Raw genomic sequence first — 15,345 nt, forward strand, 5'->3', positions numbered from 1 at the left:
TTGGTGACGATCAGGCGATGATGCCGGTATCGGTGCCGAACTGGTCGGGGCCACGCAGAAACGCCCCCGCCGCGCCGGTGCTGGCGGGCGGTTCGTCGCCGGCGTGTTCGGTGCCGGCGGCCAGGATGCCTTTGATGGTGCGGTAGGACGGGTCACCGACGGCGATGGCGCGGGCGCACGCGGCCTCCAACCGGTCGCAGCCGTGTTTGTCGCGCAGCCCGAGCACTCCTTGCGCGGCGCGCAGATGGTGGATGGCGTTGTCGGCCATGAACGCGGCGATCACCGCGACGCAGGCCGGGCCGACCAGTTCGGCGGTGCGCCGGCACCAGGTCGGGGTTTTCATCGCGAACGCGACCTTCTCCGGCGGGTAATGGGCGAAGTCGGTCGAGCGCCCCGATGGGCGGCGCACGTGGATGGCCACCACCGCATCGGCGTGAAAGACCTGTACCACGTCGCCGGCGGTGCGGGCATGCAGGCGTTGCCCGATCAGCCGCCACGGCACCGAGTACAACGCCTTGCCGACCTTGAGGTGCGCGTCGGTGCCGACGGTGCCGATCGACCAGGTGGACAGTTCAAATACTCTGGGCGGCAACCCGATCAACGCGCTGGCTTCGATCGCTTCAAACACCCGCAACGGCGGCGCGCCCTCCAGTGCCCGACACGACCTCGCCCCGGCCACCTCGATGCTCCAGCGCTGGGCGTCGGTTTGCATCGCGGGCAGCCCGTCGAACTGGCGGCCGCGCCAGAACGAATCCCGGATGTATTGCATGGGCCGTTCGACGCGGGGTTTGTCTTTGGGTTTGAACGCCCGCGCCGGGTCGATCAGGGTGCCGTAGTGGGTGGCCAGCTCGGCATAGGCGCGGTTGATCTTCGGGTCATACAGGTCGGGTTTGTCCACCCCGGTCTTGAGGTTGTCACACACCAACCGGGCCGGGACCCCGCCGAAGAACTCGAACGCCGCGACATGGCAAGCGCACCAGGTGGTTTGGTCCATCCGGATCACCGGGCGCACGAACAGGTGCCGCGAACACGCCAACACCATCACGAACGCCCACACCGCCACCCGGCGGCCCACCGCGGGATCGAACCACATGCCCAGGCGACCGTAGTCGATCTGCGCTTCACTGCCCGGCTCGACCGGCCCGCGCGGCACGGTCACCTTCGCTCGTGCCACCTCTTCCGCGAAATGTGTTGCGATCCAACGCCGAACCGAGGACTCCGACACCGCTACCGCATGCTCGTCCCGCAACCGCTGAGCGATCGTGGCGATCGTGACATCGGCATCGAGCCAGGTCTTGATCTGGTCCCGGTGCGGTTCGATCAGCGGCCAGGTCAGCGCCCGCGCCGCAGGATCGGACAGTTCCGGGAACCACCCGCCGATCAGCTCCGACCACTGTGGCGCGGTCAGCGGCTCCGTACCCGGGCCGATACCCGCCGCGACCGCCGGAGCCAAATATTTGCGGACGGTCTTGCGGTCAATGCCCAGCGACTCCGATAACTGGACCTGCGAACGGCCCGCGTGCCAGTGGGTGAACAACTCGACCAAATCGAGCATCACGATACTTCTCCTCGCCATCAGCGCCCTTCCATCCACCATCAGATGGATGCAGAGCGAACCGGTAAACGAGGCCCACACCAGGCAGACACACCGCCCAGGGTGGGGAATTACGTGACAGCCAGGGTGGGGAATTACGTGACGGACAACCCCTCAAACCTGGGGAAATACGTGACCGCTGACATCCGGGCAACTACCTACGCAGTACGGATCTCACGGAGCGTAGGCGCAACAGACAAGGTCCAGCCCGGAATCTCAAGGGCTACGCCGAATCCCGCTGCTTCCAAGTACGCGGCGATCTCATCGCGCAGCTCAGCTCGCGCCGACTCATCACCACGGGTGCTCACCACAGCACCAGACGCAACGCCGGCCAGTACCGCATCGCCGATCAAGCCCGCCAGGAGCCGCGCCTTCCGCACAAACGGGATTGACCGAGCACTGGAATCAACGGTGAACTCCTCCGTGGGCGCGTGCACGCGCAGTAGTGACAGCGGTGCGCATCCCATGGAATCTGGCTCCAAACGACTGGCCACGAGCGCGGCCGTATGGAGGTCTGTTGCGTCAATCGGACATGGATACAGCCCTGAAAGACATTCGGTCCGGGTGAAACCGACAACTGCTCCCTCCCCGATGACCAGGAGCGTCGCGTTGTGTGTCTGTGTCATTCACCGATCGTCCGCCCGCTGGGCGGACCCAGCATCGGTGCTTATACCGATTCGCTACGGACGCCTTGGTCGGCAAGCCACTTTGCTACCTGTCCGCGACGGTCCAGTCCCGCCTTGGTCAGGATGTTGGTCACGTGTGTCTCCACCGTCCGCTGGCCAATCACCAACCGCCTCGCGAGTTCGCGATTGCTGAGTCCTTCAGCGATCAGCCGGGCGACCTCGATTTCGCGTTTGGTGAGCGGCGAGACCGGGGTGTTCGGCGAGGGCACATCCTCGGTGCCGGCCGCGGGACTGCCCGCGCCCCTGATGGCGGTTTTGATCATGTCGTCTTCAGCCATGCCTGTTCCGCGCTGCCAGGCCGTGTCGAGCACCGGCGCATCCAAAGCACCACGCAACGTCGCCATCGCCTGATCCCTGAGTGTGATCAGCGAGCCGAGTCCCATCAACTGGCTGCTCACGGATACCCAGATTTCCGATGTCGCCCCTAAAAGCACGGCACCGCGGTCAAATTCGCCGTTATCCACAGCGATCCAAGCGAGCAGCTCGGCGAGCAGCATCATGCCCAGACGATCGTGAAGCCGGTACTTCGTCAGCATCGCCGTGCTGGCCATTGCCTCCGCGGCCGAGTTGTCCCCGCTGATGTGCATAGCGAGTGCCTGTACCCACATGGCATAGGAGGAGCAGGCCTGCTCACCCAAAGGTTCGCTAAGCTCGCGGCTCTTCTGTGCGCAGACTAGTGCGTCGTCGGGTCTTCCGGCGGCGCAGTAAATCTCGCCCAGCTGCAGATATATGAAGGCCCTTCCGGCAGGGTCGTCGGTTGTGGCGTTGATCTCGAGTGACCGCTCGTACAGCGATGCGCCGGTTTCCAGGTCGCCCTTAACGAGCGCCACGGCGCCCTGCAGCGCTGTCGCATTCGCCAGCGAGCGAATGTCCCCGAGTTTCTGCGATAGGGCGACGCTGATCTTCAGCCGTCGGGTCGATGTCTCGACATCGCCCTCAAGCAGGTCAATCCAGGCCGACACCCACATCGTCTTGGGACTTGGATAGTCGTCGACGCGGGATCGCTGGAACCACATCCGACCCTCGTGCAAATGTCCATGAGCCAGCCAGAACGGCCACAGATCGGCCACCATCTCAGCGGCGGCCTCCCACTCACCATCGCTCAGAAATGAGTCCAGTGCAGCCCGCAGATTGGGCAGCTCTAAACGGAGCTCCTCGCTCCAATCAGCTTGCCGCGGTCCAAACCAATGACGTTCGGCGCGCCGCGCGACTTCAGAGAAGTAACCACGATGCCGGTGGCGCAACTGCACCGTATCGAGTTCGTCATGCAGACGGTCGATTCCGTATTCGCGGATACTTTCCAGCATCCGGTAACGGGCGCCGTTGACGGACTCCGACCGAATCAGGATCGACCGCTGGACTAATCCGTCAACCAGATCTAGTGCCGTCACCGGACCGTCTGGAACACAGACCGCCTCCAGAGCCTCCAGGCTGATGCTACCGACGAATACCGATGCCTGTGCCCACAGCCGACTTTCGTCAGGCGAACACTGTTCATAGCTGTAGTCGAATACCGCCCGCAGGCTGCGATGTCGTTCGGGCACGTCGTTGGGAGCCTCCGTCAGAATCCGGAAGCGGTCCTCCAGACGGTCGATAAGTTGGTCGAGCGACAGTACACGCATCCGACGCGCGGCGAGTTCGATGGCTAGCGGAAGGCCATCCAACCGCGCGCATAGCGCCTCGATCCGTCCGATATTGGCGGCGTCGACGACGAAGGCTGATTGCACCGACTGGACCCGGTCAACGAACAGCGCGACACCGTCGGCGTCTTGGCCGCTAACGGCCAACGGCTGCACTGGGATTAACCATTCGCCGGTTGTGCCGAGTGGCATTCGACTCGTAGACAGAACCGCCACCCCTGCCGTTCGACGCAACAGCAGGGCTACGAGTTCCGCGCACGCGGCAAGCAGGTGCTCGCAGTTGTCGAGCACGATAAGTACAGCTTTCCCAGCCAGGCTACGGATCAAGTATTCCGCTGCCTCTTCGCTGGCAGCCGGCGGTATGCCCGCGGCATCCAAGACCGCTTGGGCCAAGAGCTCACGGTGTCTTAATTGGGTCAGATCCACGTAGATGACCCCGTCGGGAAACACCGGCGTCAACTGTCGTGCCGCCTGGACAACGACCCGGCTCTTGCCAATGCCACCGATACCGACGAGCGTAACGAGCCGCGCTCCGCTCCCGATCCGGGACCGGATCGCTGTTAGCACGTCACGGCGCCCGATGAAGCTAGTTGCTTCCCCGGGCAACGTGGTTATCCCGCTACGCCGCACCGCTCGTCGGCCGCCTGCTGGCCACGTGGGTCCGGGAACATCTGTGCGCACCGAGGGACACGCCTCCTCCACTGCTACTGGCCTTGCGCCCATAAATACTCTAGCCCGATCAGACGGTCACGGACGGGTACCGCGTCATCGTTCCGACGTCGCAGCTCGTCACGATCCAGGGCATACCGATGCGCAACGTAGCAGGCGTCGCCGGTGGCCAACTTCGTTCGACACAAGGGGCCTCAATCAGTCAGGCAGGTTGTCCGTAGACCGCAACCACTACTGTCCGGTCCAGGGCATTCTCTGACCAGACCCCGATGGCAGTGTTGGCACAGTTCGACATGATCGCGAGATCCGCTGGGTCGTTGAACCATTGGCGCATGATCTCGACTCCGGTAATCGCCATCGCCGGATTGATCGCCACAGTCTGAGCGACCCGGCCGTGGAATCCGGCGGCACGTGCCCGATCTTGGGTGGTTGATCCGTCAGATCCCAGATCAGCGTCAAGCGCGCGATTGTTCAGCATGTCGACGGCCTGCCACTGGGCGGCCAGTTGTAGCGCCGGATCGACCCGTAGCTCGCTGGTGCACCCGGCGTGGTGTTGCACGGTATAGACATTTACCGCGACGCTGTCGTTGAGTCGGTGGTTGTCGGCAGCGGCAGTAGCGGCCCCAGTCAGTGCGGTGACAGCGAGCACCATTGTTGCCACCGCTTTTTTCACCATCATGACGTTCCTCCAGCTCGGTGGTGAGCTGCTGAATTGCGTAGCTGCCAGATTGCTGCCGGGCAAAGTTCGTTCACAGCCTGGTTGAGCAAGAAGGCGGTCTGATATTCGCCGGGGTCGCCGACGTCGTCCTTCACTGCCGCTAGGATGAGGGCGTACGGTTCGCCGCGGCGCACCTTGTCGCACAATCGGTAGCCGTACTGCAGGGCCGCATCGGCGCTCGCGAAGTAATAGCCCGGACCAAGGGTGACGTTGGTTAGGTATGCCACCGCATCGGCGTGTCCAGGCGATGCCGGGGACAGCACGAACGCCCCTGCTGCTGCAACAGCACTCGACATCAACTTCCGACCGCATACCGACCCGCTCATACGGGTGTGAAGTCCGAGACCAGCCAACTCGATCCCACCTTGTCCAGTGTCACCCGCACGCTCGAGGCGGTATTGGTCGGTGCCCCGTTGCCCACGATGGTCGTCTGGTTAACGAAGACCACCACTACCGCGTGACGCGGGGTGGTCGAGACCACGGCCGCTGCCGGCACGGTCGCGACCGCGGAAATCGACTGCTGTTTGGCCCCGGGGATGACGACGTCGTGCACCAATTTGGCGTAGGAGTCGCGGAAAGTCCCGGTCAACCGGCCTTCGGCCGCGCCGAGGTCCTTTTCGACGGTGTCCGGTCGGTACGACAACATCGCGACGGTGCTATCGGTGGCCGCTTGCACGGATTCCGCACGGGCATGGGCGGATTCGCTTGCCGATCCGCTCAGCCATTTAAGGTACCCGGCGGCGACACCGAGCGCCAGGACGACGACTGGCAGCACCACGAGACCCAGGACGCGATACCAGTTCCGTTTCTTCGCCGCGACTTCTGGCCGATCTGTGGGGATGGCGTCCACCGGCTCGTCGTCGGTCGTGAGGTCATGTTCGGCTATCGCGGTCTCGGTCATCGTTGCCCCTTTCGTGAGATGTACTGCTGCGTCATGGCACGAACGAGACGTTGGATACCTTGACCACATCGTTCACCCGTTGCATGTCTATCCGCATCCGCCACAGTCGCGGCTTCTGCTCTGCCGCACCGGCATTGGTGGTGTTCACCGAGACGGTGACCAGCGCCTGTGCCTCATCGCCCTGCACGGAGGCCAGGCCCGCAGCCGTCACCGTTCCGATCGATTTTGATTTGGCCTGTTTCACGACGCCGACGAACGGTTGCGCTCGTTTCTGGAAATCGTCGTAGAACGGACCGGTCGCCCCGTCGACGATGCGTTGCACATCGGCGTCGGCCTCGGCGAAGTCGATGGTGGTCAGGTTGATCGCACCCTGCCGCGCGGCCTGCAGGAATTGCTCCTGCCGCTGCTGATCCTGTGCCTGGTGGCGATACTGGACGCCGAGCCAGCCGACGACACCGGCCGCAGCGGCGGCGGTCACTATGCCCCCGATGATCAGGGCGCGCATACCCGGGCGCCGCTGGGACGCCCCGACGTCTCCCTCATTCGTCAATTGCTCTGCCTCGTCGGCTACTTCGGTGTCGGCTACTTCGCCGACGGCGTCAACATCGACTGCCATGTCTGCTCCTTAGGTGCGGTTTGGGCGAGATCGGCCTGGGTGTACACGTTGCCGTCGGGACCGACGTAGTTCCCGGTGGCCGGGTCGTAGGTAGCTGCCGCGATCGGTGGCGGTGGTTTGGCCGCGGGCGCGGAATCCGGCGGCAGTTGCGGGATGTCCTGCCCTGACAGCGTGGCGTTCGGGTCGCCTTTCCAGTTGAAGCCGTCGTTGAGCGGCACATAGTTCTGGTCGCTCTCGCACATTTTGACGGTCGGCGCCCGCTTGCCGGGGCGGGTGATGCATGGCAGGTTGCGTGCTCCCCGGGCGTTGAACATCGAGTCTTGCGGCACGCGGCAGTACACGTCGCCCGCCGGCCGGTTCGGGGCGTCCTGCAACACCGCCTGTCGCTGCTGCTGAATGGGCAGAAACCCGGTCGTGCATGGCGGCGGCAGATTGACGTTGAGGTTGAAGCTCAGATAGGCGCCCCGGTACTTCTGCGGCATATCCCTGTTGGCGAGCGTCACGCCCTGCACAGCCTCGGTACCAACCGGCAGCAGCACGAGAATCTGTTCCAGGCTGGCGTTGTAGGTGGCCAGGACCGGCGCGATATTGGCAAGGTTGGCCAGCATGATCGGCAACGTGGGCTGCAATCGGTCGAACAGTTGGCGTACCTGGTCCGCGGCCTCGGGGCCGTGCTGCAATATCCCGCGCACCGCGGGATCGCTGTCCTTGATCTGTTTGGTCACGTGGGCCAGGTGAGCGGCCCACGCCTGCACCGCATCTGCGGTGTCGGTCTGGGTATCGAGCAGCGGTCCACCGTTGTCGATGACATTGGTCAGGTCATCGAGGTGCGCACGGGCGCCCGCGCCGAGAGTGGTTGATCCCTTGACGATGCGGGACAGCTCCGGCCCCAACCCGCCAACCGCAGTGGCGGATTCGTCGATCACGGTCTTCAGGTTGTCCCCGGGTATCGCCCGCAGCCCTCTGTTCGTGGCGTCCAACAGCTCGTTGACATCCGGCGGAACCGTGGTCCGGTCGGCTGGGATGACGTCGCCGTTGCGCAGGGGTGCCGACTGTCCGGCCCGCGGCAGCAGCGCCACGTATTGCTCCCCGACCGCCGACGTGCTGTGCACCTGCGCGTCCAGATCGGAGGGGATCTTGACGTCCGAGCGCAGCGACAGCACAGCATCGACCCCGCGCGCGGTCAGCGCCAACGACTTGACCTGCCCCACCTCCGTTCCCAGGTAGCTGACGTTCGCCCGTTCGTAAAGACCGGCGGTCTCCGGCAATTGCACAGTGACCTGGTAGTGCCCGATACCGAACAACAGGTTGGGCAGTCGCACATACCCGATCGCCATGACGACGAACGCTGTTGTGGTGACGACGAACAACACCGCCAGTTGCATCCAGATCTTCCGGTTCATTCGCATGTCAGTGCCCCTGATCCCAGTGATACGGCGCGACAAGTGGATTGCCCGCGGTGTACGGGCTCGGCATCTGCCCGATGGTTCGGCCCCACTGCATCTCGAGCTCGGTGAGTTTGCCCTCCCACCGCGTCCCGGTGAACAGGCCCGCGTCGATCCGACTCAAGGTGAGATCGATGACTGCGGTGAGGTTGGCGTAGTCGCCGCGGAACCAATTCTCAAGCGTTTCGTTGGGCCACGGGAAGGTGCCGAAGAAGCTCAGTGATCTGGTGAGATCCGGTCCGGCGTTGGCCAGCGAGGCCAGTACCGGGCCAACGGCCTGCAGTTCACGGACCAGGTCTTCCTTGGTCTTGTTCACCGAATCGGCCGCCACCGCACTGAATTTGCCGATCGCATCCAGCGCGTCGGCCAGCTTGCCGCGTTCGTCCTTGAGCACCCAAAGTGCGTCCGGCACGGTCCGAATCGCCTTGTCCAGCACCGGCTGTTGGCTCGCCACCTGGCCGGCCAGATTGTTCAGCGCCGCGGTCGCGTCGATGATGTCACTGGTTTGGTCATCGAGGTGTGCGATGAACTCGTCGAGCTGAGTCAGCAGGCTGCGTAGCTGCTGCTCTCGGCCGGCGAATGCTGTGCTCAGCGCTCGGGTGATGTCCTGGAGTTGGCCGATGCCTCCACCGTTGAGCACCAATGACATTGCCGCCAGGGTCTTTTCCGTCGTTGGATAGGAGCTCCCCGAGGTGAGCGCGATCCGCGAACCGTCGTGGAGACGGCCCTCCGGAGCTGTGGCCGTCGGCCGAGCCAATTCAATATGCTTGGAGCCCAGCAAGCTCGTCTGCCCGATCTTGGCCGTCGCATTGGCGGGCAGGTTCACACTGCCGTCGAGCGTGAGCGTGAGCAACGCGTGCCAACCCTGACGATCGATTCTGGTAACGGTGCCCACGGTGACATCGCCGACCCGGACCCGCGAGTTGCGTTGGATGTTGTCGACGTCGGGCAGTTCGACCTGGATTGTGAACGAGCCGGCGCCATGTCCGGCGGTACCGGGCAGCGGCAGCGAGTTCACGCCCCGCCATTGACATCCTGACAGCACGACCACCAGGAGCGAGATCACCGCAGCAGCGCGACATCTCATGAGCCACCTCCGGGTGGTGCCATCAACCCCTGTAGACCGGTGGCAGGATCGGCCGACTCCGCTGGCAGCGGCGGACCTGCCGGTGCCTGACTAGGCGCGGCCGGCGGCAGAGCCGCGGGGGTACCTGGACGTGCCGGCGGCACGTAATCGGGGCGCATCCAGTCCTCGCTGTATGTGATTTCGTTGGGCCGGGCGGATTGTCCGACAAACAGGTTCTCGCCGATCGGCAGGAAGTTGTACTGCCGGTTCTTCACGATCGGCGCCAGATACTGCACACATAGCTTGGCCGACTGATCGGCACCGAGGCGCGAGGCGGCCTGAATTGCGCCGCACAGGAACGAGATCGGGTCTGCGAAGTTGTTCAATGCCAGCACACCGGTGAGGGCGCCTTGCGACGGTTGATAGATGTTGACGAAGTTTTGCAGCACGGTCGGCAGCGTGTGCAACGTCTGTTTGACGTCATCGAGGCTGCCATTGAGCGTCGACGTGACTGCGGCGAGTTTGTCCGACGTGGTGCCCAGCGTCTCGCGGTTCGCCGCGACAAACGTCTGTAGGTCACCCACCACGGAGTTCACGCCGGACAGCGCGTGAGCGACCTGATCGGGATCGCGTGCCAGCAGGCCCGTGATGTCCGCCAGATTGATGTTGAGGCGCCGCAACACATCGTGGCTGTCTTTCAATGCGGTCACCAGCGTGGAGATGTTTTTTACGGTGGAGAAGATGTCGTCGCTGTGATCGCCTAGCGCCGAAAACACCTGGGAAGTCTTGATCAGAGTGTCCCGAATGCTCGGACCCTCACCGCGTAGGTTCTCGGCCGCGGTGTTCACGTACGCGCCGAGCGGGCTGACCCCACCCGGTTGCGTCGGTTGCAGCGACTCGGTCAGCTTCTGCAATTGGACCCGCAGATCATCCCACTCGACCGGAACCGCAGTGCGGTTCAGGGGAATTGTGGCACCGTCGGTCATCACGCGTCCCGCGGTGTACGCCGGGGTGAGCTGAATCGCCCGGACCGACACCAGGGAGGGCGACAGCACAACGGCTTTCGCATCGGCTGGCACCTGATACTTGGCGTCATAAGAGAAAGAGATTTTCACCCGCTGTTGTTGGGGTTCGATGCGGTCGATCGTTCCGACGGGGATGCCCAAGATGCGGACTTCATCGCCGGTGTAAACACCGTTGCTGTTGGCGAAGTAGCCAACGACATGGATGCGGTGTGCGTTCGCTGTAGTTCTCACAACCATGAACAGCCCGACCACGAGGGCGACCGCGAGCCCTGCGGCAATGGTGATGCGCTTGGTGCTGCGGGTCATCATTGCCCACCGCCATTGACATGTGGCGCCTCGACCGGATCCTGAGCCAGCAGCGGAGCGCTGGTGGGCGCCGGAACCGGTTCAAGTCCGGGCGGCGCCGTTGCCGGCGGTCCCGGCGGCGGTCCACCCGGTGGCGGTGGCGTCAGCGGCTCCCGGTACGGATACCGTGGATCTCCGGGCTTACCGGTGATGGCGTCAGGCAGATTGAGGTGCGGTTCACCGCCCTGACCGGTACGCGGGTAGGGCACGGGTAGCGCCGGGGTGGCGCGCTGTCCCACTTGAGGGTCTGTGCGCTCCGACGGTGCCAAAACGTGCGGGTCCAACCCCAAATCGGAGAACGCGGCATCGACGAACGGTTGGACGAATTGCCCCGGTAGCAGGTTCGACAGGTAGGCCTTGAAGAACGGTCCGGACGCGACTGACTCCCCGAGGGACATCGCATAGGAGTTGAGCTTCTTTATCGCCGACTGGATTTGGTCCTTGTGCTGATCCAGGATGGCCAACGTGCCGTTGAGTTTCTCCAGCGCCGGCTTGAGCGTGTTCCGGTGTTCGCCGATCAGCCCGCGCACCTGTTCGGTTACCGCCGCAATGTTTTTCGAGATCTGTTCCACTGCAGCACTTTCAGTACGCAACTGAACCAGCAGAGCGTTACTGGACTGCACCAGAGCGACGATCTTGTCGCTGTCCTCCGCCAATACTCCGGTCACCTTTCTGGCATTGGCCAGCAGGTTGCGAAGTTGCGCGTCGCGCTGGTTGAGGGTGTCCGAGAACCGGCCCACCCCGGCCACGGCCACCTTCAGCGGAGCAGGCGTGTCCTTGAAGGTATCGGTCAGCACTGTCAATGCCTGAGACAGCTGGTCGGTGTTTAGCCCACTGATCGTCGACGTCAGATCCCCCAACGCGTCAGGAAGCTGGTAGGGGGATCGGGTGCGTTCCAACGGAATTGGAGCGTTTTGCTGGCCGCCGCCACGCGGCGTGATCTCGAGAATCTTTGATCCGAGCACGGTCCTGGTTTGGATTGAAGCCTCCGTACGGTCGCCTAGGTGGATGCCCTTGTCCAAGTTGAACGTCACGAGGACCCGGGGACCGTCTAGGCCAAGGCTGTCCACCTTGCCCACCCGGTATCCCGAAACCTGCACGGCAGCACCGGGGATCAGGCCCGCCGCATCAGCGAAGTAGGCCGAATAGTTCTTGTCCTGATTGATCAGAGGCACCTTGTCGTAGTTGAGCGCAAAAAGTGCCATCCCGACGGTCCCGGCCACACCGACGGCACACAGCACCAACGGATTCCGTTCGGAGAAGGACTTCATTTCGGCGCACACCTTCCACTGTCTTGACCCGCCACCTTGATGTAGACCGGTTGTCCCCCTTTGCCGTTGACCTTCAGCACGGCGTCGCACAGGTAGAAGCTGAAGAAGTCGCCGTAGACGCCCTGGCGCGCCAGCAGTTGGTACTTATCGGGCAAGGTTCGGAGCAGGTTGTCCATGTAATCCTTGTCCGCGACGACAAGCCCTGCGGTGCGGTCGGTTTCATGGACGACTTGCTGCAGCGGTGGACGCGACCGGGCCAGCAGGTCGGCGATAGTCCCGGCGGCGGCATTGGTGTACGCGACCGCATTGCTGATGTCCTGCTTGCGGTCGGCCAGCGTTGTGACCAATTGAGACAGCGAGTCGACAGCTTTGGCGAACTGGCTCCGCTGATCCCCCAGGGAGCCGAGCACGGTGTTCAGATTGCCGATCACCTGGCCGATCAGTTGATCACGATCGGCCAGCGTGTTGGTCAACGTCGCGGCGTGCTCGAAAAATCCGGAGATAGTGTCACCCTGCCCCTCGAAAGCACTGATCAGCTGACTGGTCAAGGCGTTGACCTGATCAGGGTCCAGCGCGCGGAACAGCGGCCGAAAGCCGCCGATCAGCGCGTCGAGATCGAGCGCGGGCGAGGTATTCGCCAAGGCGATGGTGTCGCCCGGATTGAGCCGCTGTGGACTGCCCGCGCCCTCCTCCAATGCGAGGTAGCGGCCTCCGATCAAGTCGTCGTACCGGATGACGGCGTGGGTGCCGCGGGTCAGCACGACGGAGTCGTCGGTGCCGAATGTGACCAGTACGGTCGCGTCGGGTTGCACGACGATGTCCTTGACCTTACCGACCTCGACACCGCCGATCCGGACGAACCGCCCACGTTCGAGACCCGATACGTTTGCGAACGCTGCGTGGTACACCCGCTGGTCCTCAAAGCGCAACTGGCTGAACACCGCGAACATCGCGAACATGAAGAACAGGCAGACCGCCAGGAACACGGTGAGACGCCAGATAGTGCCTGGCAGTTTATCTCTCACGATCGTGGGGCCTTTCGATGCGGTAGTTCAACAGAGTGCCGTCGTCACGGTGATGGCACAGCGGGTGTCGGTGGCGGCGCCTGGGGTGTCGGTTGTAGCGCTGCGGGATTCAGCACCGTGAAAGGTTCGGTGCCGGGCGGTGGCGGCCCCGGCTCGCGTGGTGTGCCGGGCTGCGGTGCCGGCGGCAAGCCCGGGTACAGCGGGTTTCCGTCGGGCGCATATAGCGGGGCGCCGTAGGCCGGGGCGCCCGCATACGGGATAGGTCCGGGGGCTGGACCGCCGTCAGAATTTCGCACACTCGGCGGCTCGGGGACTGCCCGGGTTACCGGGAAGTAGTTGGCCCAGCCGGGGAATCCGATACCCGGGTTAGGGCGCCAGTCCACGCCGCTTCCCCATCCGGTGTTGGTGACCAGCTGACGCACCGGCCAGTTCTTGGCAACGTCAGGTAGCGAGCCGCAGCCGGGTTTGCCATCGGGACCGCCCTTGGCTCCGACGACCGGTAGGTTGTCCGGATACTTGTACGGGTCGTCGCCGAGCAGAAGGGCGGCGTCGATGATGGTTGACCTACCGTTGCCCCCGACGGCCTGATACCCACCGTGGTCCAGATAGTATTTTCCACCAACGATCAAACAGGTGAGCTCGGGGTTGTACTTGAGCAGCAGACTGGTGGTCGGTTGCAGCGCGTTGATGGCGGTGACGAAATTCTCCTTGTTCGGAGCGAACAGGCTGGTTCCGCTATGTGCCAATCCAGTCACGTTGAGCAACAAGGCATCGAGCGCTCGGGCGTTGTCGGTGATGGCCGCACTGGTCGTGGTCACCGAATCGAGGATCGACACAATGTCGGGGACCGTGGCGCCATACGTCTGGCTGTACCCGCGCAGCGATTGCCAGCCGGCGCGGATCGTGTCGGCACGAGGATTGAGCGCCTTGAGGACCTCGTCGTAATCGGTGATGCTCTGACCGATCGCCTGGCCTTCCCCCCGCAGGCCGTCAGCCAGCGCGGTGAGTGTGCTGTTGAGCTTGGCCGGATCGATTTCTCCGAGCAGGTTGTATAGATTCTGGAAGACCGTGTTGACCTCGGTGCTGACGTTGTCCGACGGGATCACCGCACCTGATGAAATATGTTGGACACTAGGACTTTTCGGCATCACGAGATCGACGTACTTGGCACCGAACAGCGTGGTGGCCCGGATCTCGGCGCGGACATTGGCGGGAATGTGACCGACCTGGCCCGGGTCAAGCTCGAGCCTCAGCCGCACTGCGGTGCCTTCCGCACCCGTATCGGCCTGAATCGCCGAAACCCGGCCGACCTGAACCCCGCGCAACTTGACCCTAGCTCCGGCATCCATCACCAGCCCTGCGCGATCCGACGTCACGGTCACCGGAACGTATCGGGTGAAGCTGCCGGCAAATTGCGCCATCGTCACGTACACGAACAACCCGATCACGCCAACCAGGATGAGGGTCCACAAAGCGGGGTGAATACGCTGGTCTCGAGCTCTAGTCGGCATGCTGCTAACCCGCCAAGTGGAAGTTGCCGGACTGGCCATAAATGGCTAGCGATACCAATAGAGTGACAGCGACCGCCGCGACCATCGATGTACGCACGGCCCGACCCACGGCGTCTCCTACCCCGGCCGGACCGCCGGATGCTGTGAAGCCGTAATAGGTGTGCACCAGCATCACCACCACCGCCATCGAAACTGCCTGCAAGAACGACCACAGCAAGTCGGTGGGGTTGAGGAACGTGTTGAAGTAATGATCGTAAACTCCGGTCGACTGACCGTAGATGTAGGTCGTGCCGAAACGTGTTGCCAAAAAGGCCATCAGGACTGAGACGCAATACAGCGGCACCACGACTATGATCCCCGCGACCACCCGGGTCGACGTCAGATATGCCACTGACCTGATACCCATCACCTCGAGTGCATCGATCTCCTCGCTGATCCGCATGGCGCCGAGCTGTGCGGTGGCGCCAGCCCCGATCGTGGCGGCCAGACCGACGCCAGCAACCAGTGGCGCGATCAGCCTCACATTGAGGTACGCCGAGGAGAACCCGGCGAGCGCGCCAACGCCGATCTGCTGCAAATAGCTGTACACCTGCACTGCCACCAGCGAACCACCGGACAGAGTCAGAAATCCGACGATCGCTATCGATCCGCCGATAATTGCCAAAGCACCTGTACCCAAGCTCATTTGGGCGATCAGCCGGACAAGTTCGACTTTGTAGTGAACGAACGCGTCGCCGATACCGCGGACTGTCTGGCTGTAGAACTGGGCCTGAGAACCGATACGGTTCCACTCGTCAGCGATCTTCGCGACGATGGTGTGCAATCGCGACTGG

14 protein-coding genes are annotated in these 15,345 nt (G+C 63.4%); all 14 read right to left on the bottom strand.

Annotated elements, in window-relative coordinates; all coding sequences use genetic code 11:
- Positions 1-10 precede the first annotated feature (10 nt).
- The 14 genes from istA to ACZ5IQ_RS18020 all read right to left on the bottom strand — a co-directional run bounded on the left by istA (position 11) and on the right by ACZ5IQ_RS18020 (position 15,335).
- On the bottom strand, positions 11-1,555 hold the full coding sequence (gene istA, locus ACZ5IQ_RS17955) for an IS21 family transposase (protein ID WP_109558051.1): 1,545 nt from the start codon (positions 1,553-1,555) through the stop codon (positions 11-13).
- Between the two features lie 197 nt (positions 1,556-1,752).
- A complete protein-coding gene (locus ACZ5IQ_RS17960; RefSeq protein ID WP_406776249.1) occupies positions 1,753-2,220 on the bottom strand; it encodes a hypothetical protein in 468 nt (155 codons plus the stop codon).
- Positions 2,221-2,261: 41 nt separating this feature from the next.
- Positions 2,262-4,643 (bottom strand): LuxR C-terminal-related transcriptional regulator, encoded by a 2,382-nt coding sequence (locus ACZ5IQ_RS17965; protein ID WP_406776250.1) that lies wholly within the window; start codon positions 4,641-4,643, stop codon positions 2,262-2,264.
- A 148-nt stretch (positions 4,644-4,791) separates the two neighbouring features.
- A complete protein-coding gene (locus ACZ5IQ_RS17970) occupies positions 4,792-5,265 on the bottom strand; it encodes a CAP domain-containing protein (RefSeq protein WP_406776258.1) in 474 nt (157 codons plus the stop codon).
- A complete protein-coding gene (locus ACZ5IQ_RS17975; protein WP_406776251.1) occupies positions 5,265-5,603 on the bottom strand; it encodes a DUF732 domain-containing protein in 339 nt (112 codons plus the stop codon). The genes ACZ5IQ_RS17970 and ACZ5IQ_RS17975 overlap by 1 nt, the downstream gene beginning before the upstream one ends.
- A 26-nt stretch (positions 5,604-5,629) precedes the next feature.
- Positions 5,630-6,208 (bottom strand): hypothetical protein, encoded by a 579-nt coding sequence (locus ACZ5IQ_RS17980; RefSeq protein ID WP_406776252.1) that lies wholly within the window; start codon positions 6,206-6,208, stop codon positions 5,630-5,632.
- A gap of 31 nt (positions 6,209-6,239) precedes the next feature.
- Positions 6,240-6,713 (bottom strand): mammalian cell entry protein, encoded by a 474-nt coding sequence (locus ACZ5IQ_RS17985; RefSeq protein WP_406776253.1) that lies wholly within the window; start codon positions 6,711-6,713, stop codon positions 6,240-6,242.
- Positions 6,714-6,790: 77 nt separating this feature from the next.
- Complete coding sequence (locus ACZ5IQ_RS17990; RefSeq protein ID WP_406776254.1) at positions 6,791-8,233, bottom strand: MCE family protein; 1,443 nt, start codon at positions 8,231-8,233, stop codon at positions 6,791-6,793.
- 1 nt (position 8,234) lies between these two features.
- A complete protein-coding gene (locus ACZ5IQ_RS17995; RefSeq protein ID WP_406776255.1) occupies positions 8,235-9,356 on the bottom strand; it encodes an MCE family protein in 1,122 nt (373 codons plus the stop codon).
- Positions 9,353-10,666 carry an MCE family protein gene (locus ACZ5IQ_RS18000; protein WP_406776256.1) on the bottom strand — a complete coding sequence of 438 codons (1,314 nt, stop codon included), beginning with the start codon at positions 10,664-10,666 and terminating at the stop codon, positions 9,353-9,355. Before ACZ5IQ_RS18000 ends, ACZ5IQ_RS17995 begins: the two co-directional genes overlap by 4 nt.
- Positions 10,666-11,976 (bottom strand): MCE family protein, encoded by a 1,311-nt coding sequence (locus tag ACZ5IQ_RS18005; protein ID WP_406804862.1) that lies wholly within the window; start codon positions 11,974-11,976, stop codon positions 10,666-10,668. The genes ACZ5IQ_RS18000 and ACZ5IQ_RS18005 overlap by 1 nt, the downstream gene beginning before the upstream one ends.
- A complete protein-coding gene (locus ACZ5IQ_RS18010) occupies positions 11,973-13,001 on the bottom strand; it encodes an MCE family protein (RefSeq protein ID WP_406775218.1) in 1,029 nt (342 codons plus the stop codon). Before ACZ5IQ_RS18010 ends, ACZ5IQ_RS18005 begins: the two co-directional genes overlap by 4 nt.
- 44 nt (positions 13,002-13,045) lie before the next feature.
- On the bottom strand, positions 13,046-14,512 hold the full coding sequence (locus ACZ5IQ_RS18015) for an MCE family protein (protein ID WP_406775224.1): 1,467 nt from the start codon (positions 14,510-14,512) through the stop codon (positions 13,046-13,048).
- A gap of 4 nt (positions 14,513-14,516) precedes the next feature.
- A complete protein-coding gene (locus tag ACZ5IQ_RS18020) occupies positions 14,517-15,335 on the bottom strand; it encodes an ABC transporter permease (RefSeq protein WP_406775223.1) in 819 nt (272 codons plus the stop codon).
- Between the last annotated feature and the right edge of the window lie 10 nt (positions 15,336-15,345).

The organism is Mycobacterium toneyamaense (genome assembly GCF_055384815.1).